Annotated in this window: 10 protein-coding genes and 1 tRNA gene; 5 read left to right on the top strand and 6 right to left on the bottom strand. The window is 52.5% G+C overall.

Translation table 11 applies throughout. The features are described 5' to 3' along the window. Positions 1 to 3,063: 3,063 nt before the first annotated feature. The 5 genes from B4W65_RS02140 to rimP form a co-directional block, all read right to left on the bottom strand. Positions 3,064 to 4,821 (bottom strand): T9SS type A sorting domain-containing protein, encoded by a 1,758-nt coding sequence (locus B4W65_RS02140; protein ID WP_158522751.1) that lies wholly within the window; start codon positions 4,819 to 4,821, stop codon positions 3,064 to 3,066. A gap of 404 nt (positions 4,822 to 5,225) precedes the next feature. Beyond that, a tRNA-Met gene (locus B4W65_RS02145) sits at positions 5,226 to 5,298 on the bottom strand. Between the two features lie 149 nt (positions 5,299 to 5,447). Beyond that, complete coding sequence (infB, locus tag B4W65_RS02150) at positions 5,448 to 8,444, bottom strand: translation initiation factor IF-2 (RefSeq protein WP_088653446.1); 2,997 nt, start codon at positions 8,442 to 8,444, stop codon at positions 5,448 to 5,450. Positions 8,445 to 8,519: 75 nt separating this feature from the next. Beyond that, entirely contained in the window at positions 8,520 to 9,761 is a 1,242-nt protein-coding gene (gene nusA / locus B4W65_RS02155) for a transcription termination factor NusA (protein WP_088653447.1), read from the bottom strand. Between the two features lie 23 nt (positions 9,762 to 9,784). Then, the gene (rimP, locus tag B4W65_RS02160; RefSeq protein ID WP_088653533.1) at positions 9,785 to 10,249 is read right to left on the bottom strand and encodes a ribosome assembly cofactor RimP; all 465 of its coding nucleotides are present in this window, start codon (positions 10,247 to 10,249) and stop codon (positions 9,785 to 9,787) included. 188 nt (positions 10,250 to 10,437) lie between these two features. Between rimP and thiL the strand changes: the two genes are divergently transcribed. The 4 genes from thiL to gcvH are packed head-to-tail and all read left to right on the top strand — an operon-like array spanning position 10,438 to position 19,993. Then, on the top strand, positions 10,438 to 11,475 hold the full coding sequence (thiL, locus tag B4W65_RS02165; protein ID WP_088653448.1) for a thiamine-phosphate kinase: 1,038 nt from the start codon (positions 10,438 to 10,440) through the stop codon (positions 11,473 to 11,475). Between the two features lie 10 nt (positions 11,476 to 11,485). Further along, complete coding sequence (gene ruvA / locus B4W65_RS02170) at positions 11,486 to 12,067, top strand: Holliday junction branch migration protein RuvA (RefSeq protein WP_088653449.1); 582 nt, start codon at positions 11,486 to 11,488, stop codon at positions 12,065 to 12,067. A 36-nt stretch (positions 12,068 to 12,103) separates the two neighbouring features. Further along, complete coding sequence (gene sov / locus B4W65_RS02175; protein WP_240509451.1) at positions 12,104 to 19,570, top strand: T9SS outer membrane translocon Sov/SprA; 7,467 nt, start codon at positions 12,104 to 12,106, stop codon at positions 19,568 to 19,570. 45 nt (positions 19,571 to 19,615) lie between these two features. Further along, positions 19,616 to 19,993: a glycine cleavage system protein GcvH gene (gcvH, locus tag B4W65_RS02180; protein ID WP_088653450.1), complete on the top strand. Its 378-nt coding sequence runs from the start codon at positions 19,616 to 19,618 to the stop codon at positions 19,991 to 19,993. A 52-nt stretch (positions 19,994 to 20,045) separates the two neighbouring features. Here the strand turns inward: gcvH and B4W65_RS02185 are convergent, their stop codons facing one another. Continuing rightward, the gene (locus B4W65_RS02185) at positions 20,046 to 21,392 is read right to left on the bottom strand and encodes a sigma-54-dependent transcriptional regulator (RefSeq protein WP_088653451.1); all 1,347 of its coding nucleotides are present in this window, start codon (positions 21,390 to 21,392) and stop codon (positions 20,046 to 20,048) included. Between the two features lie 215 nt (positions 21,393 to 21,607). Between B4W65_RS02185 and porW the strand changes: the two genes are divergently transcribed. Then, the gene (porW, locus tag B4W65_RS02190; protein ID WP_088653452.1) at positions 21,608 to 24,412 is read left to right on the top strand and encodes a type IX secretion system periplasmic lipoprotein PorW/SprE; all 2,805 of its coding nucleotides are present in this window, start codon (positions 21,608 to 21,610) and stop codon (positions 24,410 to 24,412) included. Positions 24,413 to 24,422 lie beyond the last annotated feature (10 nt).

Below are 24,422 nucleotides of genomic sequence, written 5' to 3' on the forward strand. Positions count from 1 at the left end.
ATAGTCGCTGCCGCTCATGCCTGATNGCCATCGTGGCGGTTGCTGATGATGCGTCCGTTGGCATCGTACTGATAGTTCCAGCTCTGAGGGTTGGTCAGACTAAAGCTGCCCTGGTCTTCCATATCTGTGGCTATATCAGGGGTGCTCACGGCATCGTTGATGTGCAACAAGCGGTTGTTGAGCTTGAACACCTGACCCTCTTTTACCTGCGTGGCATATTTATAGGTCATCTGGTCGAGCTGTAGGCCTTGTGCCATGGTACGACTCAAGGCGGTGATGTTGCTGTTGGCATCGTAAGCGACTGTTACGGCATAGTCGCTGCCGCTCATGCCTGATACGGCTTGCAGACTTTCGCCGGTGGCGGCTCTGCTGCCTACAAAGCGGTTGAGCAGGTCATAGCGGTAGGTTTGGGCCATTACATCACCGCCATTGCTTACCCCGGCCTGACTGAAGGCGGTGCGGGTTACGCTGCTGCTGATGTTTCCGCTATAAAGGTTTACGGCGCCGGAAAGGGCTTGGACCTGGCTTNGACAAGCTGTTATTGAGCTTGAACACCTGACCCTCTTTTACCTGCGTGGCATATTTATAGGTCATCTGGTCGAGCTGTAGGCCTTGTGCCATGGTACGACTCAAGGCGGTGATGTTGCTGTTGGCATCGTAAGCGACTGTTACGGCATAGTCGCTGCCGCTCATGCCTGATACGGCTTGCAGACTTTCGCCGGTGGCGGCTCTGCTGCCTACAAAGCGGTTGAGCAGGTCATAGCGGTAGGTTTGGGCCATTACATCACCGCCATTGCTTACCCCGGCCTGACTGNTGGCCTTGTGCCATGGTACGATTCAAATCGGTGATGTTGCTGTTGGCATCGTAACCGACCGTTACGGCATAATCGCTGCCGCTCATGCCCAATACGGCATCCAGACTCTCGCCCGTGGCGGCTCTGCTGCTTACAAAGCGGTTGAGCAGGTCATAGCGGTAGGTTTGGGCCATTACATCACCGCCATTGCTTACCCCGGCCTGACTGAAGGCGGTGCGGGTTACGCTGCTGCTGATGTTTCCGCTATAAAGGTTTACGGCGCCGGAAAGGGCTTGGACCTGGCTTGGGATTGCAGGTTGATCATCTGAACCTAGCTCAATGCGAGATGGCGGCGTTGGGGGATTGTCTTCACTTGTCCCCGTGGTGCTGGTGCCTCCTGGCACCAGCCCGGTACCTGCCCTGTTGTAGTCGCCCTCGTAATAGCCAAGTGCCTGGGCAAATACGTCTGAAGCAAAGCCTTTGCCTGCATCGTCCTCCGACATAATGCCGCCTGCAGGGTTGTTAATGGCCTTGAGCCATCCGTTGAGGTTATAGACATAGTCCACCTTCTGGATATAATCGCCCAGCTGGGTGTTCTTTAAGGGGCCGTGCAGGTAGTACTCATAACCGGCTACTTTGGTCCAGCTGCCGGTATCATCGGGGGTTCGACTTACCAGAACCTGCAACAGGCGGTTATCGGCATCGTAGAGATAACGGTGCGCAAAGGTCTCACCGGGGGTGTCTTTCTGGAAAAGGATTTGCTCTACCCGACTGGTGAGCGCGCTGTACTGATAATCGACTGTAAGGTATTTTACCTGTCCAGCAATGTTGATCTCCTGTACGGCCCACACAACGCGCCCGTGAACGTCGTAGCTGAAATAGGTAGCTCCATGGTTGTTGTACATTTTAGTCAGACGGCCATCGGTATGCTTTTGTTGATAACCGGCCAGTTCAAGCTGGGGCTGGTCATAGACGTACCAGGTTTGCTCACGGCGCACGGCATCCTGGGTTCCGGCCCATTCCAGATTGTTGTAATGGGCGGCTATGTGGTTAGCCGGGAAGCGGTGGTCGCTGGTATTGATGTCCAATATACCGTGAGGTATATAGCTGGTGAGGGTGCGGCAACCGTAGATGGGATTACCACTGGCATCTACTATGAGTTGTCCGCTTGTGGGATCGTATTGCTTTACGTCACATATCTCTTCTATCTTCTCTTCAACATACCCCTTGGGTTCACTCATGACGCCTACCTCTGTTATGCGTCCGGTCTCATCGTGATAAAGGGTGTAGTTAAGCTCGTACACCGGACTGGGTGCGTCTGCTTTGGCGGTTTGAACGGCATCGCGCGAGAATCGGATGCGGCCGGCCTGGTCATAGAAGAATTCCGTGCGGCCTTCATCGGGCGACTCGTAGCTTAGGGTGAAAAGGCTGTTGTGCGTATAGCGGGATTTCATACCGTTGTTGCTGCCATGGCTGTCGGCTTGCATATGCAGCGGCACGCGCTGCATATCTCCGGCATCGTCTGTATTAATGTAGTCGATGCCCTCAGGGGGTATGGTGGCCACAAGGCGGTTACTATGGTCGTAGCTGTAAAGGGTATAATGGTAGCTGCGCTGTTTGTATGAGATATCAAAGTTTTCATTGATTTCTCCATAACACTTTTGAATATATTCCCGTCGAATCTCTTTGCGCAATCGCTGGATGGAATCGGTGACGAAATTGCGGAATGCCCACTGAAATCCTATTTCACAGTTGTTCAAACAGCTTTGCTCGGCTTCCATCTCCATCAAATGACGGCGCAAGTCTCCCAGGTGAAGGTGCTTGGTTTCTTCTATGTATTGTATCGTCTCCTCCACCCCCTCCCGTGCTCGCACCCCACGGGTCAATCAGCGTCACGGGATTCCCATCCATCGAAACGTATGGGCTTTGCCACGGGAACACTTTCGGGTCGGGGGTGAGCCAGCGGCCAATTCTCGGATCCAGTGCCCTGAAATATGTCGTATAGCCTGCGCCGCCCGACATTTCGGGGTCGCGCTCACTGCACTTCCCGATTATGTTAGTCTAATGGCTGAATCAGCATAGCTTCAACATGCCATAGGGGTAGTAATCGGCTGGGCCGCTACCCCCCCCCTTTGTGGGAGCCAGGTCAAGAGACCAAAAAAGGAGGTCCCAACAACAGTGCTGAGGTCTCCTTTTTCTATATCACAAAAGCCATCAGAAACCCTGGTCTCTGATGGCTTTTGTGCTAAGATAAATACTTAAAGAAAAGCTATTCCTTTCTGAGTTTAAATTGCGAATAGCCGTGGGCATGTTTCACAACAAGGAAATAAAGACCACTGGGAAGCCCGTCAATTTGGTAGCTGGATTTTTTGGGGAAACTCCTGAGCAAACGACCATTAACATCATAAATACGCAGCGATTGAACCAGCTCCGGACGATTAAAACCAAACTCATTTGCAGCAGGATTGGGATATATAAAAAAGGACAGGTCCGCCACCTCCTCAATACTGCTTATAACGGACGACAGGATGATCAGGCTCTGCTCAAAAAAGGCCTCATTTCCACAGGCATCGAAAGCCCGCCAGCGACGAGTTATTACCTGGTCGCTACCACGCAGCTCCACCGTCTCGCCCATATATTGAACCGAGGCATCATACGATTCAATTAAAGGCTGATAAGGGCTATCATAAACCTCCAATTGACCATCCTGACGAATATACATCTCCTCATTAACGTGATAAATGATGTCGCCTGCCTGCTCGTCACCAAAAACAACAAAATCTAAAATGTTCTCTTTTAAATAGAGCCACTCCCTGACTTTTACAACCGGCCTGTTGCATACCGCCCCAAGCATAAGGGTCGAATACTGAGGAATCACCAGAGTACCGGGACCACAAAGTAGCGCTAAGGAAAAATTATTGTCCGCATTTGCGGCAACAGTTAATTCAGCTCCCTCAGAAACACTTACAGAATTAAGGCCTTCGCTATTGTCTAAGAAACTAACCCTGGTCCCAAGGCCTTTAAGCTGAACATCATCAATGTTCAGAACAGTAACTTGCGGAATAACACTTACCTCTACAAAATTCAGGGTCGACGCTCCGCCTCCTTCAAAACCCTGATAATGCTTAATTCTTTTTGAAGAGGTATTTATGAGCGATTCTCCAATCATCGGACTATCATCCAATCCACAGAGCTTTACCCCCTCTTTCACAACCAAATCTTCTGACTCAATATCAATAAGGGTATTGGTCGTTTTTACTGTATTCTGATTGCCAGCCAAAATGGCTGCAAAAGTACTTTCATAAGTCGCATTCCTTATGATAATATGCGCCTGCTCCCCCGCAGAATCATGCGTGCCATAAGTGCCTGCCACAAGGGTTGGCCTGGGATCAGAAACCCCTGCGACACCAACATCCACCGTTGTGCTCACATTGTCAAATATCGCCTTTGAATCCGAAACATAAATAAAGGAAGCATTAACACCCCCTTCAGGAATCATGGTCAGATTCATATCTTTAAACGTAATATCCGCCCGCAATTCAAGAGGCAGTCCACGTTCAAAAGAAAGCGTGTTGTGATCAGCTCCCCCATCGATGATAATGGCTTTGTTCAACACAAAAGGCTCCCAAACACCCAAATGATTAGGAAAAGACGCATCGGGTTTAATGGCTACATGATTGCTCAGATTAATGACATCCCCATCCTGGGCCAATTGTAAGGCCGCAACAAACTCCTGATAACTGCCGACATAATAGTGTTGGCGATTTTCATTGTCTCCACCTGATTCAAGTTCTCCATTACAGGTGGTTACGGCCTTCACCTCAAATGGATCGGGAATAACATCACCCTCGTTAAAAACAAGCTCGGCTTCGGGCAATTCGGTAAAAGTAAGGACTGCGGACGCCTCTGATCCACTGCCTTCTAAAAATTGCGAGCTGTAGTGCTTGCTTGACTGTGCATAAGAAATGCACGCCGCGTGCACCACAAAAAAGAAAAGTATCCATCCCCTCAGCTTCATCCTCCTCATATTCATCCCCTTTCAAAACTATAGAACCGCAAATATAACTCCAAAATCAATCGCACCAAAATACTACGCCATGATTAAGACAAAGCTGTGTGCCCTAAAGGGCACGTGTAAAAAACGGGACTGAAGTCCCGGTCTTGTCTTCGCCTCGACACTACTGGTCATAGCTGATCATACACAGTTACGGGGCATGGTTGCCCCGCAAGCGTGGACTTCAGTCCACTTTCAAGAACAGGCGCTCCGCGCCTGACCTATCCCTCCCAATCATAACCCAGCTTCCGCACAAGGCCTCTGGGGGTTGTGGGCCTGGGACGTTTGTGTGCCTTGGGCCTGCCCCCACCCGCAGGCCCAAGGCACACAAACGCAAGAGCCTCTGTAAACATACTGTTTACAGAGGCTCTACCTAGTAGCGGGGACCAGACTCGAACTGATGACCTTTGGGTTATGAGCCCAACGAGCTACCAACTGCTCCACCCCGCAATATATCTTCAGAAGCTTTCTTCTATCGTTTTGCGTGTGCAAATATAGGGCGAATTTCCCGAACTTGCAAGCTTACTCCTGCAGTTTTTAAAAAAAAGCGGGCGCCCGATGTTTCAAGCGCCCGCTCACTTAGCCCAAAGGGCAGTAGCTTAGAGGGTACGACTCACCTCTATTTCTTCGTAGGCTTCTACAATGTCGCCTATTTTTATGTCGTTGAAATTGTTGATGTTCAAACCACACTCGTAGCCCGAAACCACTTCTTTCACATCGTCTTTAAAGCGCTTGAGCGAGCCCAAATCACCGGTGTAAATAACAATGCCGTCACGTATCAGGCGGATCTTGGAATTTCGCTTGATTTTACCTTCCTTAACCATACAACCGGCAATGGTACCGACTTTGGTAATCTTGAAGACTTCGCGCACTTCCACGGTGGAAACAATCTGTTCCTTAATTTCCGGCGAAAGCATGCCTTCCATAGCGGCCTTGATTTCTTCGATGGCGTCGTAAATAATGGAGTAGAGACGAATATCGATTTCCTCCTTCTCGGCAATCTTCCGGGCCGCCATACTCGGGCGCACCTGGAAACCAATCACAATGGCGTTGGATGCAGCGGCCAGCATAATGTCCGACTCGGAAATGGCACCTACCGCCTTGTGAATTACATTCACCTGAATTTCTTCGGTACTCAGCTTAATCAAGGAATCGGACAAGGCCTCGATGGATCCGTCCACGTCGCCCTTCACAATCAGGTTCAACTCCTGGAAATTGCCAATGGCAATTCGTCGGCCAATCTCGTCGAGGGTAATGTGCTTTTGAGCACGCATTCCCTGCTCACGCTGCAGCTGCTGACGCTTGTTGGCAATATCCTTTACTTCCTTCTCGCTTTCGAGTACGTTGAATTTTTCACCGGCCTGCGGGGCACCGTTCAGACCCAGAATCAATACGGGTTCTGAGGGGCCTACAGAGTCGACCTTTTGATTGCGCTCATTAAACATGGCCTTAACGTGGCCATAATAGCTTCCCGAGAGAATAAGGTCGCCTACTTTTAAGGTTCCGGCCTGTACCAACATCGTGGCCACGTAACCACGACCCTTGTCCAGTGAGGATTCAATCACACTACCCACAGCTGGTTTATTCGGATTGGCCTTCAATTCGAGCAAATCGGCCTCCAAAAGCACCTTCTCCAACAGCGATTTGATGTTGGTACCATGCTTCGCGGAGATTTCCTGACTCTGGTACTTTCCACCCCAGTCTTCTACCAGGTAATTCATATTGGCCAGCTCTTCCCGAACTTTATCGGGATTGGCGCCGGGCATATCTATTTTATTGATGGCAAACACAATGGGCACACCGGCAGCGGTAGCATGATTGATGGCCTCCACTGTTTGGGGCATCACATTGTCGTTGGCCGCTACTATAATAATGGCAATATCGGTGACCTGGGCGCCACGTGCACGCATGGCGGTAAAGGCCTCGTGACCCGGGGTATCCAAAAAGGTGATTTGTCGTCCACTTTCCAATTTAACGCTGTAGGCACCAATGTGCTGGGTAATACCCCCTGCCTCACCAGCAGTAACATCGGCCTTACGAATGTAGTCAAGCAAGGAAGTCTTACCGTGGTCAACGTGTCCCATAACCGTAACAATGGCAGGGCGCTCCTCCAAATCGGCCGGATCGTCTTCTTCCTCTACAATGCTGTCGATTACATCGGCACTGACAAACTCCACTTTAAAACCAAACTCCTCACTCACCAGGGCAATCGTCTCGGCATCCAAACGCTGGTTGATCGACACAAAAAGCCCCAGGCTCATACAGGAGGCAATAATCTGGGTTACCGGCACGTCCATCATATTGGCCAACTCATTGGCCGTAACAAACTCCGTAACCTTAATGGTTTGCTTCTCCTCGTCCATCCGATCCATTTCGGCCTGATGACGCTGCGAAGCCATGTCGCGCTTATCACGACGGTGACGTGAAGTCTTGGACTTGCCTTTAGTGGTCAGGCGGGCCAGGGTGTCTTTAATCTGACGTGCCACATCCTCCTCGCTGACCTCGGCCCTTACGGGACGCTTTTTCACCTTTGAAACCTTTTTCTTGCCGGCTCCGGCTCCGGCAGCCTGACCCTGACCGGGCTTGCGGTCGCCGGGACGAGCGGGACGGGAAGCGTCTCCTCCTGCGGCAGTCTTATCGCCCACCGCAGCTATATTTACTTTTTCCTTATCCTTTTTAATCCGCTTCCGCTTTTTGCGGCGCGATTTGCGATCTTCGGCACTGCCTCCTCCATTGCGGGAGTCCACCGGCAAATCAATTTTACCCACTACAGTAGGCCCGGAGAGCTTTCGTACCTGAGTAGGCATGAAATCTTCCTTTTTCTCCTCCTTTGCGGGAGCGGCAGGCTCAGTCTTTGTCGGCTTTTCCGGTACAGGTGCCTTTTTCTCTTCCGGAGCTGCTTTTTTAGCAACAGCTGCAGCTTCGGCCGGTGTGGGCTTGGCCGCAGGTTTCGGAGCCGCTTTTGCGGGACCGTCAAGATCAATTTTACCTACCACTTTGGGCGCCTCGGCCGGCTTATCGGATTTCATTGAAATATGTTCCGGCTCCTTGGGCGCAGCAGGCTTCTTCACTTCGACCGGCTTCTTCTCCTCAACCGGTTTTTTCTCTTCAACCGGCTTTTCTTCCTTCTTTTCCTCCTTTACAGGAGCAGGTGCGGGAACAGGCTCAGCCGGTGCCGCAGCAGCAGGCTTTTCTTCCTTCTTCTCCTCTTTTGCAGGGGCTGCAGCAGGCTTGGGTTTGTTCAAATCAACTTTGCCGACCACCTTCAATTCGGGGCCTTTGCGACCACGATTCATGATTTCGTCGATGGACACCTTATCGTCCTCTACATCTTCCTCAACCGGCTTGTGGACTGTTTCAATAGATACCGCTTCCTTCTTTTCCTTTTGCTTGCGCTCAATCAGTTCTTCCGAAGCCTTTTTCACACTCTGGTCTTGTCTGAACTCCTTTTTCAAAAGCTCCACCGTATCTGCGTCAACCTTGGTATTGGGGTTCATATCGAGCTCAATCCCTTTCTTATGAAGGAATTCGACGATGGTGGAAATACCAACGTTACATTCTCTTGCTACTTTACTTAGTCTTTGTCCAACTGCCATAAAAGCTACTTTCAATTAAATACAGAAGATGTGATGAGGAATCGGTAAAACGTTTACCCGACAAAGATAGAGGAATTATTCAAATTCGGATTTCAATATTGAAATGACGTGTTGAATGGTCTCTTCTTCGAGGTCGGTGCGCTTAGCCAAATCTTCCATCGGCAAATCGAGTACCGACTTGGCGGTATCGCAACCAATGGCCTTAAAGGCATCCAGTACCCAGGCATCAATTTCATCTGAAAACTCGTCCAGCGAAACGTCTTCCTCTTCTTCTTCCTCTTCGGTTTCACGATAAACATCCAGCTCGTATCCACACAACTGACTGGCCAGACGAATGTTGAGTCCGCCCTTACCAATGGCTTTGGATACTTCTTCAGGATCGAGATAAACCTGGGCCCGGCCCAAATCTTCAAGGATCTTAATGCTGTTGACCTTCGCGGGATTTAAAGCCCGTTGAATAAACAGCTGAATGTTGGTCGTATAATTTATTACATCAATATTCTCGTTACGCAATTCGCGCACAATGCCGTGGATGCGTGAGCCCTTCATACCCACACAGGCGCCTACCGGGTCGATGCGGTCGTCGTACGACTCCACCGCAACCTTGGCGCGCTCTCCGGGCTGACGAACAATTTTCTTAATGGTGATGAGTCCGTCGTTAATCTCCGGAACTTCCAGCTCAAACAAACGCTCCAGAAATACTTCGGCAGTTCGCGACAACACAATAAAAGGATTGTTGTTGCGAATATCTACCTTAGCCACTACGGCACGGATGCTGTCGCCCTTGCGAAAGAAGTCGCCGGGAATCTGCTCCGTTTTAGGCAGAATCAACTCATTGCCCTCATCGTCGAGCACCAGCATCTCCCGCTTCCAAATCTGATAAACCTCACCGGTAATAATCTCACCAATGCGTTCCTTGTATTTGTTAAAAACGGCATCCTTCTGCAACTCCATAATCCGTGCGGAAAGGTTCTGACGGAGACTCAAAATAGCGCGACGACCAAAATCAAGGAATTTCACCTCATCGGTCACCTCTTCACCCAGCTCGTAATCCTCGTCTATCTTTTTAGCCTCACTCAATGCTATCTGCAAGTTCTCATCCTCTACTTCGCCATCGGCCACCACCTCGCGGTTGCGCCATATTTCAAAGTCGCCCTTATCGGTATTAATGATGACGTCAAAATTATCGTCGGTACCAAAAAGTTTTATCAGCACACTTCTGAAAGCGTCTTCCAGTACCCGAATCAGAGTTACGCGGTCGATGTTTTTCAACTCCTTAAACTCCGAAAATGTATCGATCAAATTTATATGTTCCATGCCTTATTGGTATATAAGCGGGATTAAAACTTCAATTCTTCCTTAACAGATTTAACGTCTTCAAAATTAAAGGTGTGCTCGTAAACCTGCAACTCTTTTTTCTTCTTCCCCTCGGGCTTCACCATTTTTTCCTCCTTCACCACAAAACCGGTCTCTGTAACCGTGGTCAATTCGCCACGATACTTCATCCCGCTTTTGGCCACCACCTCAACCGTGCGACCCACATTCTTCACAAACTGGCGGTGCACTTTAAAAGGCTGCCCAATACCCGGAGAAGAAACCTCCAGTTCAAAATCTTCTGTTTCACGGTCAAGCTCCTGCTCAATCATACGGGAAATACCCACACAATACACAATGGGGATACCCTGATCCCCGTCGAGCAAAACCACGATGCGGTTGGAAGGCTTTACCTCCACATCCACAACAAAGTAGCCGTCCCCGGCAACTTTATCCTCTATCAAGGTCCTTATTTGTGTACTTCCTATCATAAACAGCCACTTAATTACAAAACCGGGAACAAAATAGGGGACACAAAGTCCCCCAGCTGTTCCGGTACGAAATCTGCGCAAATGTAAAGAGGAATAAGTTATTTTCCAAACTTTTACCCCCGCAAATAAGGAGATGCGCCGTTTTTTGTATCTTTGGTCGCTTTTACCAAACCAGAAAAGATCTTGAGATGAGTGAGCAGGCAAAATCATTGAACGACCTGGGTCTTTACGGCCTAATCGAATACCTTAACCAAAAAGTGTCCGAAACGCAGGAAAATGGCGTGCGTCCGGGCAGCGGCGAGGACGCCGCCGCCCTTCCCGAAAACCCGGAAATTCTGCAAGCCGGCACCCTGCTGCTCGAAGGCATCCACTTCGACCTCACCTACACCCCCCTGCAACACCTCGGCTTTAAAGCCGTAACCGTAGCCATCAGCGACCTGCTGGCTATGAATGCCCGCCCGGTGCAACTCAGCCTCAACCTGGGCATCAGTCAAAAAATAAGTCTCGAGATGATCGATCAGTTTGTGGAAGGCCTTTTGGCCGCCTGCACGCACTATGGCGTGCAATTGGCGGGCCTAAAGCCAGGCCCTTCGCTCACCGGCTTTACCATTGCCCTGCAGGCTACAGGAAAAGCAGCCCCGGGAGAGCAGGTTCTGCGCTCCACCGCCCGGGAAAACGAAGTCTTGCTGGTAAGTGGCGATCTGGGTGGCGCCCTCATGGGCCTGCACCTGCTGGAACGCGAAAAGCGCGTACTCAAAAACAACCAGGAAAGCCAGCCGGATTTTGGCAACAACGACTACGTATTGCAAAGGCAGCTGAAACCAATGGCCCGCACGGCTGTTCTGGAGAAGCTGCAACAACTGGGCTTAAAACCGGGCGCCATGACCGTGGTAACCGAAGGACTGGCCACCGCAACCCGCCTGCTTTGCAAAGCCTCCGATAAAGGCTGCCGTTTGCATGAAGAAAAAATCCCCCTGCACCAAAGCACCCTCAAAGCCGCCGCCGAACTCAACTACAATCCGCTGATTGCGGCACTCAACGGCGGGGAAGACTACGAGCTTTTGCTGACCCTGCCGGCCGAAGCTTATGAGAATAACCGCGAAGCCCTTGAAGAAGTACTGCATCCCATCGGCTACATCACCGCAGCCGAAAAGGCCTGCCGACTGATCGCTCGCAGCGGCGAAGAAATCGACCTCAAAGCGCGGGGCTGGGGCAACAACCAATAAAACAGGCAACATGTACGAATACATCTCCGGAAAAATAGTCGAAAGCAGTCCCGCCCACGTGGTCCTCGAAAACAACGGACTGGGCTACTTCATCAACATTTCGCTGAATACCTATGCAGCGGTAAAGGAACTGAAAGAAACCACCCTGCTGGTACACGAGCACATTCGTGAAGACGCCCATTTGCTCTATGGTTTTCACGAACGGGGCGAGCGCGAACTGTTTCAGCAGCTCATCTCCGTATCGGGCATTGGTGCCAACACCGCACGCATGATGCTCTCCTCCCTGCCTCCGGCCGAGCTCCGTGCCGCCATCCTTAGCGAAAACACCGCCCAACTGAAAGGCATTAAAGGCATCGGCCTCAAAACCGCCCAACGGGTCATCGTTGACCTCAAAGACAAGCTCGGCAAGGAAGGCGCCGACCAAAAATTATTTGCCGTGGCAGACAATACCGTAAGAGATGAAGCGTTATCTGCTTTAGTTATGCTGGGCTTTGCCCGCGCTGCCTCTCAAAAGGCCGTGGACAAAATTCTATCCACTGAGCCGGGAGCACGTGTGGAGCAAGTGATTAAACTGGCACTGAAAATGATGTAGCGCCTTACCGGCAATGCCCCTTAAAGCCTTTATCCTTTGAAGACAAAGATCAGATACCGCTTACTCGTTCCGCTTTTAGCCTTTTTGGCCGTAATGGCCGTAGCCAGCGACCATCTTCCGGGCACACTGCACAGCAACATCTGGCAAAGTCCCGAAGGACAGGCGATGGACGAAAGTCCCGACCCGCAGCGCATCAATCCCCCCACGCAGGGACTTCCGCCCGTTCTGGAAAAGGATAAGGACCCAATAAGTCTGCCCGACCCCGACAACATCAGCTACTCGGCCGAATACGACCCGGCTACCGGCCTGGTCACCGTACACCGAAAAATCGGAAACATCGCCGTTCGCCTGCCCTACACCATGACCCTGGAAGAGTACAACCAGTACGAACTGCGCAACTCCATGCAAAACTACTGGAGTGCCCAGGCCAGCGATCAGGAAGCAGCCGGGGACGACCAGTTCGGTCGCTTTCGCGTAGGCGGAGAAGCCTTCGAGACCGTATTCGGAAGCAACGTCATCAACATTCGCCCCCAGGGCATCGCCGAACTCAGTCTGGGTGTCCGCACCACCAAAATCGACAACCCCACCCTGCAGGAGCGGATGCGCAAGACCACCACCTTCGATTTTGACCAGCGCATTCAAATGAACATCCAGGGTACCATTGGCGACCGTCTAAAACTGGGCATCAATTACAATACCGAAGCCACCTTCGATTTTGAAAACCAAATCAGTCTGGAATACACCGGCAAGGAAGACGACATCATCAAAAACATTGAAGCCGGAAACGTCAGCCTCTCCCTGCCCGGAACCCTCATCACAGGCAGTCAGAGTCTTTTTGGGGTAAAGACCGAAATGCAATTCGGAAAGCTCAACGTGCAAACCATCTTTTCGCAACAAAAAGGGGAGACCTCCGTCATGAACATCCAGGGCGGCGCACAGACCCAGGATTTTGAAGTGGCGGCCAACGAGTACGACCGCAACCGACATTTCTTTCTGTCGCACGTCTTTAAGGACCAGTTTGACCGGGCCATGGCCGACCTGCCCGTGGTCAATTCGCCCTTCAACATCAACCGGGTCGAAGTCTGGATTACCAACCGCTCGGGCGACTTTGAGCGGGCACGCAACATTGTTGCCTTTAGTGACCTGGGGGAGGGACTGCCCAACATGGAAAAGCCCAACACCTGGAACGGTCAGCCCAATGTGCGCTATCCGCACAACAACGCCAACGACATCTACCGGCGTATGACCAACGAATACAGCGGCATACGCGACATCAATCAGAGTACCACCATCTTGTCGGCCATCGCTTCGGCCGACAACACGCCCTTTACCACGGCGCGCGACTATGAACGCATCGAGAACGCCCGCCTGCTGCCCCAGTCGGAATACACCCTCAACAGCAAACTCGGTTACATCTCGCTGAACAGTCAGCTCAACGCCGACGAAGTACTGGCCGTAGCCTACGAATACACCTACAACGGCGAAGTCTACCGCGTTGGAGAATTCAGCAACAGCGGCATTGAAGCCCCCCAAACCCTCCTCCTCAAACTGCTGAAGGGCACCAACCTGTCGCCCCGCATGAAAAACTGGCAGTTGATGATGAAAAACATCTACTCCATCGGGGCCTACCAGGTGAGCGACAGCGATTTTCGCCTCAACGTGGTGTATATGAACGACTCGGTGGGCACCCCCCTGAATGTGTTTACCGAAGAAGGCACACAAAACGGCCAACTTTACCTGAGTCTCCTGGGTCTCGACAAACTCAACAAGCAGTTGGAGCCTTACCCCGACGGGACCTTCGACTTTGTTCCGGGCTACACCATCATTCCGGGCCAGGGGCGCATCATTTTCCCGGTACTTGAACCCTTTGGCCGCTACATGGAAGCGCAACTGCAAGATGTAGCTGCCAACCTGCGTGAAAAATACATTTTTAAGGAGCTGTACGACTCGACCCTAACCGTAGCCAGCCAGACGGCAGAAAAGAACAAATACCGGCTTACCGGTTCCTACAAATCTTCCGGAGGAGCCGAAATCTCCCTCAACGCCTTCAACATCCCCAGAGGGTCGGTGGTGGTGACTGCGGGCGGCTTGCGCCTCACCGAAAATGTAGATTACTCGGTGGACTATACCTCGGGCCGCATCCGCATCCTCAATGAAGGGCTGATGGAATCGGGCACACCCATCCAGGTGGCCCTCGAAAGCCAATCGCTCTTTAACTTGCAGACCAAGACTTTATTGGGTACGCATTTGGATTACCGCTTCAGTGAAAACTTTAACCTGGGCGCCACCGTTATGCATTTGCGTGAGCGGCCGCTCACGCAAAAAGTAGGCTTTGGCGATGAGCCCATCGCCAATACGATATGGGGACTCAACACCTCGTGGTACACGCCCTCGAACTTCATCACCACCCTCATCGACAAGCTGCCTTTGGTGGAGACCAAAACACCCTCCTCGGTCAGCTTCGAAGCCGAATTTGCCCACCTTATACCGGGTCACCCCAGTGTTATTGAAAAAGAAGGAACGGCCTACATCGATGATTTTGAAGGCACCAAAATCCCCCTCAGCATGAAACAAAGGGATGCCTGGCAACTGGCCAGCACCCCACAGGGACAGGAAGATAAATTTCCTCAGGCAGGAACCATCAACGACCTGCGTTACGGCTACGAACGGGCACGCCTGGCCTGGTACCACATCGACCCCCTCTTTACCCGGACCAGCACCCTGACCCCCGACCACATTCGCCGCGACAAAGACCAGCTTTCGAACCACTACGTGCGTGAGGTTTACGAACGGGAAATCTTTCCCAACCGCAATCCCGCCTACGGCGAACCCACCAACATCTCAGTCCTCAACCTGGCCTACTACCCCGAGGAGCGCGGCCCCTACAACTTTAACCCCAATCTCGACTTCCATGGTCGCCTGACCCAACCACGGACTTCGTGGGGAGGAATTATGCGGCGCATAGAGACCAACGATTTTGAATCGGCCAACATCGACCACATCGAATTCTGGATCATGGACCCCTTTATTTACGATGAGGGCAGTCACCAGGGTGGGGACCTTTACATCAACCTGGGCGACATTTCGGAGGACATTCTGCGCGATTCGCGCAAGTTTTTTGAGCAAGGTCTGCCCGGACCGGGAGAACCCTTCGATGTGGACTCCACGGCCTGGGGCTACATCCCCAAACAACAGAGTCTGGTCAATGCCTTCAGCAACGACCCTGAAACACGTTTGATGCAGGATATCGGTCTCAACGGCATGAATTCCGAAAAGGAGCAACGCTACTACAATCAGGGCAGCAATCCCTACCTGGCGGTCATTAACAACCTGTACACCCAGGGCAACTTGTCCGAAGCCGCCTACCGGAAAATAATAGGAGACCCTGCCGGCGATGATTTCCGCTATTTCCGTGGGCGAGAGCAGGACCAGCAAGAAATGAGCATCCTCGAACGTTACAAATACTTCAACAACCCCGAAGGCAACTCCCGTCCCTCCGAAGATTCAGGCGAATCTTTCAGCACCGCAGCCACCAACCTGCCCGACGGCGAAGACATCAACCGGGACAACACCCTGAGTGAAGCAGAAAACTACTACCAATACCGCATTGCCCTGCGGCCCAACCAAATGGAAATCGGCCAGAATTACATCACCGACGTAGTAAGCGCCTCGGTCACCCTCGAAAACGGCAATACGGAAGAAGTGCGCTGGTACCAGTTTAAGGTTCCGGTGAACGATCCCGACGATAAAATCGGCAACCTTGACGACCTGCGCTCAGTGCGCTTCATGCGTATGTTTTTGCACGATTTTGCCGACACCGTTGTGCTGCGCTTTGCCTCGCTGGATTTGATTCGTGCCGAATGGCGGCGTTACGAGCGCGACCTCAACGATCCCATCGACCGCAACAATGTAAACCCCAATCCGGATACGCAGTTTGAAGTATCTGCCGTCAACATCGAAGAAAACGGTCGACGCGATCCCGTCAACTACATATTGCCTCCGGGCATCGACCGGGTCATCGATCCGGCCAACCCCTCGGTACGCGAGCTCAACGAACAATCCCTGGCACTCAAAATCGGCGCCCTGGCAAGTGGCGACTCCCGTGCGGTATATAAAAACACCGAGCTCGACATCCGTCAATACCAGCGCATAAAAATGGAGATCCACGCCGAAGCCGTGGAGGGCTACGACCTCAGAGATGGGGAAATGACCGCCTTCATACGCCTGGGGAGCGACTACCAAAACAATTACTACGAATACGAGTTGCCCCTGAAGCTGACGCCCCACGGATATTACGTGGACAGCAACCCGTCGGACCGTCAAATTGTCTGGCCCGAAGACAACCAGATGGATCTTCCCCTGGAACTTTTCAGGGATGTTAAACTCCGAAGAAACGACGCCATGCGCAGGTCCGATTCGAACCTGCAGTTGGCCAACGAATACAAGTTCCAAGATCCGGAAAGGCCCAACAACACCGTAAAAGTGCGGGGTAATCCCAACCTGGCCAATGTACGCACCATCATGATTGGTGTGCGCAACAGCAGTCGCGACGAAAAGACCACCGAGGTCTGGTTCAACGAGCTGCGATTGACCGACTTCAACGAACAAGGCGGCTGGGCCGCCAACAGCCGTATGAACATTAAGCTGGCCGACCTGGGTTCGGTTTCGGTGGCAGGAAGGGCCAGTACCGTGGGCTTCGGAAGCATCGACCAGAATGTAAACGAACGCAGCCAGGAGAATTTTTACCAGTACGATGTAGCCACCAACCTCGAGCTGGGCAAATTCCTCGGTCCCGACAGTCGCCTTTCCATACCCTTTTATGCAGGCATCAGCGAGCAGGTAGCTACCCCCGAATACAATCCGCTCGATCCCGATGTACCCCTGGACATAGCCCTGGACCATGCCGCCAACAAAGCGGAGCGCGACAGCATCAAACAAACTGCTCAGGATTACGTCAAACGCAAAAGCTTTAACTTCACCAACGTACGCCTGCAACCCCAAGAGGAGCAGCAGCCCTTTTATTCCCCCTCCAACCTGAGCGCCACCTACTCGTACAACGAAACCTACCGGCGCAACAACGAAACGGAGTACCTCACCGACAAGAATTATCGGGGCATCCTGGGCTACAACTACCTCCACCAACCGAAAGCCATTGAGCCCTTCAAAGCACTGCAGGGAGAGGCCTTTAAGCTCTTGCGCGACTTCAACTTTTATCTGGCTCCTACTCAGGTGGGTTACCGTTGGGAAGTAATGCGGGGTTACCGCGAAGAACAGTTGCGCAACCTGAGCAATCCCGAATTCACCATTCCCGTGTACGTCGACAAAGATTTCTACTGGAACCGGCATTTCGATCTGACTTACAACCTCACCCGCTCCCTGAAATTCGATTTTCGGTCGACCAACAATGCGGTCATTGACGAACCGGAGGGCCCGGTGAACAAAAACCGCTATCGCGATGAGTACGAGCAGTGGAAAGATTCGGTGATGGACAACCTCCTGAGTATGGGGCGCACCACCAATTACCAACACAATATAAACATCAGCTACAACCTGCCCATCAACAAGTTGCCGTATATGGACTGGACTTCAGCCACCCTTAATTACGGCGCCTTGTACAACTGGCAGCAGGGGCCCGTTACCCGGCTCGACTACGATTGGGGCAACGTCGTCCGCAACTCCAACAACATCCAGGGCAACGCGCAAATGAACTTCAATACCCTTTACAACAAATCGACCTATTTGCGCGAGCTCAACCGTCCGGTACGCCGAGGCCAGGAAGCCAATACCAATCAGGGTGAGAGCGTACGCTTTACCCAGCACAATCAACAGCTTACAGCCGGAGAACCCTTCACCGTTTCGCACCAACTGGGCACCAGCACCGTTACCGCCCGGGTATTTAACGAGTCGGGACAGCCGGTGCGCGGCCGCCAGGACGTGCTCGACAACAACACCCTCACCTTTACGGCCGATGAGGACATCAGCAATGCCCGCATCATGGTCAGCGGTCGTAAAACAGAAGAAACCAATGCCGGCAAACAGATCAAGGATTTTGGTCTGCGCCTGCTGACCAGTCTCCGCAACATCACGCTCACCTATTCCGAAAACAACGGAACCATCTTACCCGGATACATGCCGGGCAGTAAGTTTATGGGCACCGAAAACCATCAGGGACTGTCTGCCCCGGGCCTTCCCTTCATGCTGGGTTGGCAGGAAAGGGACTTCGCCTACCGGGCCGCCGAAAACAATTGGCTGACCACCGACTCTACCCTCAACTCGGCCTACGTCATGAACCATACCAGCGACCTTACCGTAAGGGTCATGCTCGAGCCGCTTCCGGGTATGAAAATAGACCTGAACGCCAATCAGCGCTATGCCAACAACATGAACGAGTACTACCTCTATCAAAACGGGGGCTTCGATGCCTACAACACCACTGAAGAAGGCAGTTTCTCGATGACCTTCAACGCCATTGCCACCGCCTTCCAGAAAGTGGACAAGAAAGGCAGCTTCCAATCGGAAGCCTTCGACCAGTTTTTACAAAACCGGTCAACCATTGCGCGTCGACTGGCAGAGGAGCGCCGGGGACAAATCATTCCCACCGGCATCTATGGCGACAGTCCCTATGCCGCCACCGAAGGACAAGCCTACAATCCCGATGGCTATCCCGATGAAAACCTGCCCGCGGGGAGCGGTCGCGACGGCTACAGCCTCAGCGCTCAGGACGTAATGATTCCGGCCTTTCTGGCGGCCTATTCCGGCCAGAGTGCCGACAATATTTTCTTAAAAGCCATGCCCTCCCTCCTGCACATGCAGCCCAACTGGCGCGTGACCTACGACGGACTCTCCCGCGTCAAATTTCTACAGAAATACATTCGTTCCTTCGACTTGAGTCACGTCTACCGCTCAACCTACAACGTGGGCCAGTACCTCACCAACCTCGATTGGGAGGACATGCGCGACGGCTTCAGCTATGTACGCGATGAGCAGGGCAACTTTGTTCCCAAGTACCAAATCAGCGGGGTATCCATCTCCGAGCAATTTGCCCCCTTGCTGCAATTCAACATCACCTGGAACAACAGCCTCTCTACCCGGGCCGAATACAAAAAAGGCCGCATCCTCAACCTGAGCCTGAACAACAACCAGTTGATTGAAAACCACAACAGCGAATGGGTAGTGGGCTTAGGTTATCGCTTCGACAAAATGAATATGATCCTGGGATCGGGCAACGGACAGCGCCAAATGTCGTCGGACCTTAACCTGCGTGCCGACATTTCCATACGCGACAACTTCTCCATCATCCGACGTATTGAAGAAGGCATGAATCAGATGACGGCAGGGCAACGCATCACCACCCTCAAATTTACGGCCGACTATGTGCTGAGCGACCGCTTTAACATGCAGCTGTTTTACGACCGCGACATCAGTGCGCCCTACATTTCGACCAGCTATCCCATCACCAACAGCAGCTTCGGTGTTAATTTCCGCTTTTCACTGGCGCAATAACAAAAAATGCTTAATTTTGGTGTGTAACTAAAAAAAACAAACATCATGAATCTACCTGAAAACTTGAAGTATACAAAGGACCATGAGTGGGTCAGGATAGAAGGCAATATGGCCGTAGTAGGCATTACCGAATTTGCACAGAACGAATTGGGCGACATTGTTTTTGTTGAAATAGACAGCGAGGACGAAGAGCTGGCCCGCGAGGAAGTTTTCGGGACCATAGAAGCGGTAAAAACCGTTTCTGATTTATACATGCCCCTGAGCGGCAAAATCGTGGAAGTAAACGATGAGCTGGATCCCAAGCCCGAGTTGGTGAACAAAGAGCCCTACGACGGAGGCTGGATGATTAAAATTGAAATCAAGGATCCAGCTGAAATCGAAGGCTTACTAAGCGCTGCCGACTACAAGGCCCTCATCGATTAAGCAGAAAATCTGAAGCAAAGTACCCCAAGCCTGCCCCCCGGGGCAGGCTTGTCTATGCGCCCCCTTCCCTGCTCCATTGCTGTATCATGTTGTAAACGGTCGACTTGCCCACCCCCAGCTTTTCAGCCACCACCAGCACATTTCCGTACTTCTTCAAATAATGCCGAACAATCTTCTCTGTATACTCCTTCAGCGTCAACTCCTCCGTCAGTAAATCCGAAACCGGAGCAGTACCATTAAACACCAAGTGCTCCTCCCCGATTTCACGCTGACCCGATAAAACAGCCGCCAACTCCGTCACGGCCTTTAACTCCCGCACATTCCCGGGAAAGGGATAACGCACCAGCTTATGTTTGGCCGCATCAGACAAGACCCGGTCTTCCATGCCATTGTCGCTGCAAAAACACTGCAAAAAATACCCCGCCAGCAAAAGCACATCCTTTTGGCGCTCCTGTAAAGCAGGCAAATGAATGGGCAAACCCAACAGCAGAAAATACAGATCATCCCTGAAACGCCGCGCTTTCACCGCCTCAGACAAGTCGGTCGCCGAGGCACTGATGATGCGAACATTCACCCTCCGTTCCAGATCACTGCCCCTGCGCCGTACACTGCCCTCCTGCAACACATGCAAGAGCTTCACCTGCAAATCGGCACTCAGCAATTCCACATCCTCCAAATAAAGCGTTCCTCCGTCGGCCTCCTCCAACTTTCCCGGCTGCCCCCATTTGGAAGTCCCCGAACTGCCCTCCTCATAACCAAACAGCTCGGCCTCGGCCAAAGCCTGCGGCAAAGCCGCCAGGCGCAGGCGCACAAAGGGGCGGTCGGACCGCACCGAAGCCGCATGAATGCTGCGGGCCACCAATTCTTTACCCGTTCCGGGTGCCCCCGTTATCGAAACATTCAAACGCGGCACCCGAACCGCCTTATCGATGAGTCCCCGCACCCGTTTCATAGCCGAACTCTCCCCCACCAGCACCTCTTTAACCTTATAACGCTGCGAAAGTTCATCCTGCAAAAGATTAAGGCGCTCCTGCAAAGCCAGCTTGCGGGCAATATGTTGCAAACAATGTCGCAAGCGCTCCTCCACATTCTCATCCTTGGCAATATAATCATAAGCCCCTTCACGCAACAAATGCACCGCCAGTTTCAAATCGTCCTGCCCCGAAATAACCACCACCTCGGTATGGGGACTTTCCTTACGGATCCGGGCCAGCAATTCGTGCCCCGCCATATCGGGCAAGCCCAAATCCAGCGTAACCACCTCGGGTTGCTCCCTGAGTTGCTGCAAAAAAGCAGCACCCGACAGAAAACCCTTCACCGTATGCGTCGCCTCCTTTTCCAGCGCCTTCACCAAAATCGCATTATAAAAACGATCGTCTTCAACCACAAAAATCTTCATCCCGGCAAGTCTTTATTATCTTTAAGGCCACAAAAGGAGACCCACACAAATAAACCGGCGTCCGACTTCTGAACAAAAGCAAAAGCAGACTCCGGTTAAATTTAAAAAATGTTTTGCGCTTCCCCCCCCTTTTCAATGGATATTTATTTTATTTACACCCGAACAAAATAAATCAACACAAAGCCTGTTTATTACTTACAACCTTGTCATTTAAAATGCCTATCAGAAGATTCTCCATAGCACTCGCCCTGCTCTTGCTGGTGTCCTGTTCTACCCAGAAAAACACCTGGCTGTCCCGCTCCTACAACAACCTTACGGCGCGCTACAACATCCTGTTTAACGGTCAGCAAAGTTTTTTGCGTGGGTACCAACAGCTCACCCAAACCCAGGCAGGCGATTTTACCGGTATGCTGCCCCTCTTTCCCTACACCGGGGCCCAGGGTGCGGTAGACGGGGAAATGGACCGAGCCATAGAAAAAGGACTCAAACTCATCCGCGAAAAAAGCATTACCGTAAAGCCCGAACGCCAGCCGGCCATGGGCAGCAGTCGCCAGGATTTCTACATGCAACGCGAGTTCAACCGCTATGTTGACGATGCCTACCTGCTCACCGGTAAGGCCCATTTGTACAAGCACGAATACCAGGATGCCCTTACCGCCTTCGACTACATTTTACGCGACTTCCCCGGTCAGCCCGCCAGCTTCGAAGCCCTCATCTGGATGGCCCGCACCCGCATTGAAATGGGCGATTTTGAAAATGCCCGCATTCTGCTCGACCGCTACGATGCCTTAAGTCCAGCTCCCGCCCGCCTCTATGGCGAATACATGGCCACCTGGGCCGATTTTCATTTGCGCAGACAAAACTACAACAGTGCCCTGCCTTTTTTACAGACCGCCGCTACCGAAGCCAGTGGCAAATGGGACAAAACCCGACGAAACTATATTCTGGCCCAGGTCTACGCCCAAACCGGGCAACACCAGCTGGCCGCAGCCACCTTCCGTCAGATAGTCCGCTCCAATCCCGACTACGAAACCAGTCTCCACGCCCGTGTCAACGAGCTGCTTAACCGGGCAGCAGCAAGTGGCGACTATGCAAGCATCCAGGATGAACTCAGCACCCTGGCCAACGAAGCCAAAAATCGCGAATACCGGGATCTCCTTCACTTTGCCCTGGCCGAAAACCACCTGCAGCAGAGCGACACCCTAAACACCCACATCCAACTGCGCCTTTCAGCCGGGTACAACAACGGAAACCGCGACCTGCTGCGTGAGACCCAGCTTAAAATGGCCGCCCTCTTCTTTGAACAACAGGACTACCCGCGATCCTATGCCTATTACGACAGCACGCTGAATCTGCTGGCACAAAACGATCCCCGAACCAGCAAGATTCGCTTTAGACATACCGGTCTCCAACCCCTCAGCACGGCCCTCGAAACCGTGGCACACAACGACAGCCTCCTCTACCTGGCCAGTCTGCCCGAGGCCGAACTGGACAGCTATCTCGAAGCCCTCATTGAACACGAACGCCAGCAGGAGCTGAACAAACAGCTGGCCCTGGAAACCGGCGGCCGAAGGGGACCAGACCCCTTCTTTTCTGCCACGATGCCCAACTCCTTACGAGCAAATGGGGGACAGCAAGGCACTCAGGGCCAATGGTATTTTTACAACCAGGCCACCGTTAGTCTGGGTAAAATGGAATTTGAACGCCGATGGGGCCGAAGAAGCAGTGAGGACAACTGGCGGCGCTCCGACAAAAGTTCCCAAAGCAACGAACAAACCGCCGAGCAACAGCCCATGGCCATGCCCGGGGCGCCCGGCGAACGCCTGCCCGGCCTGGATGAGATGGATGGTACTGCCCAGGGCAGCAGACCGCAAAGCCAGGTGAGGGACAAAGAAAGCCTGCTGGCCGATCTTCCCTTAAGCGAAGCGGCAAAGGCCGAGCGCCGCGATGAAAATGCGCGGGCCGCCTTTGATGCGGCGATGGTGCTGCTCGACTACTTCAACAAACCGGCAGAGGCCGCCGCCCTTTTTCAGACCCTCTTAAAGGAGTATCCCGACCATGCACTGGCCGAACAGAGCCTCTTCTGGGGGCACCGTGCCTACAGTGCGGCTCAACAGCCCGCAGGGGCCGCAGCCTTCAAAGCCACCCTGCTGGAGCGTTTCCCCGACGGCAAATACGCCCCCTTTCTGCAAAACCCTGACCATGCCGCAGAAGTCCTCAAAAAGCAACAGGAAACCGGGGAAAAATACCACAAGGCCTATACCGCCTATTTACAAAACGAGCTTTCAGAAAGTCTTCGTCTCAGTCGCCAGGTTTTAGCAGAAAGCGATCAATCGGAACTCACACGCAAGGCCCTCCTGCTCGAAGCCCTACTGTTGGGCAAGCAGGGCCAGAACGAAGCCTTCCGCAGCAGTCTGGCTGCCCTGCTGTACCAGCACCCCGGAACCACAGAAGCAGGAGTGGCCGAAAAGTGGCTGGCCATGCTCGAACAGGGCTTACACCCCGTCCGAAGTGTTCGTTCCGCAGCCTCCCGCGACAGCCTTGCCCTAGTCGGGGGGGACCAGGAAGGCGAAGAAGTCCTACTGGATGAAGGCGAGTTGTTCGCGCACCAGCCGGAAGAAGAACAATTCGTATTCTTTACCATTGATGAGGGGGCCGACCTCAATCGCCTCTTGTTCAATTTGGCCGATTACAACTTCCAGCGCTTCCTGCTGGCCGACTACAATGTGGAACAACGCAGGGCCTCCACCGGGGAGACCCTCATTGTAATAAGCGCTTTCGACAACCAGCGCGAAGCGATGGATTACTACTATGCCCTGCGTTCCAACACCAAACTCCTGCAAGTCGATGGCGCCACCGAAGTGCAACTGCTGGCGGGCAGTAAAAACAACCTGAATGCCCTGGTAACCACCGGGGATTTCGGCAACTACCGCGATTTCTTTTCCGAGCACTACCTGGGCGGAGGGGGAGGCATCCTCATCGAGCTTCGCTTCGAAAACCTGCAAAGCCCACAGCCTTAATTGGCGTGAT

It is taken from the genome of Geofilum rhodophaeum (assembly GCF_002210225.1).
Taxonomy (GTDB): domain Bacteria; phylum Bacteroidota; class Bacteroidia; order Bacteroidales; family Marinilabiliaceae; genus Geofilum; species Geofilum rhodophaeum.

Bases quoted from the DNA above. Each gene is read 5' to 3' on its own strand.
- infB (WP_088653446.1), bottom strand. From the start codon at position 8,444: ATGGCAGTTGGACAAAGACTAAGTAAAGTAGCAAGAGAATGTAACGTT.
- ruvA (WP_088653449.1), top strand. From the start codon at position 11,486: ATGTACGAATACATCTCCGGAAAAATAGTCGAAAGCAGTCCCGCCCAC.
- nusA (WP_088653447.1), bottom strand. From the start codon at position 9,761: ATGGAACATATAAATTTGATCGATACATTTTCGGAGTTTAAGGAGTTG.
- porW (WP_088653452.1), top strand. From the start codon at position 21,608: ATGCCTATCAGAAGATTCTCCATAGCACTCGCCCTGCTCTTGCTGGTG.
- B4W65_RS02185 (WP_088653451.1), bottom strand. From the start codon at position 21,392: ATGAAGATTTTTGTGGTTGAAGACGATCGTTTTTATAATGCGATTTTG.
- B4W65_RS02140 (WP_158522751.1), bottom strand. From the start codon at position 4,821: ATGAGGAGGATGAAGCTGAGGGGATGGATACTTTTCTTTTTTGTGGTG.
- thiL (WP_088653448.1), top strand. From the start codon at position 10,438: ATGAGTGAGCAGGCAAAATCATTGAACGACCTGGGTCTTTACGGCCTA.
- rimP (WP_088653533.1), bottom strand. From the start codon at position 10,249: ATGATAGGAAGTACACAAATAAGGACCTTGATAGAGGATAAAGTTGCC.
- gcvH (WP_088653450.1), top strand. From the start codon at position 19,616: ATGAATCTACCTGAAAACTTGAAGTATACAAAGGACCATGAGTGGGTC.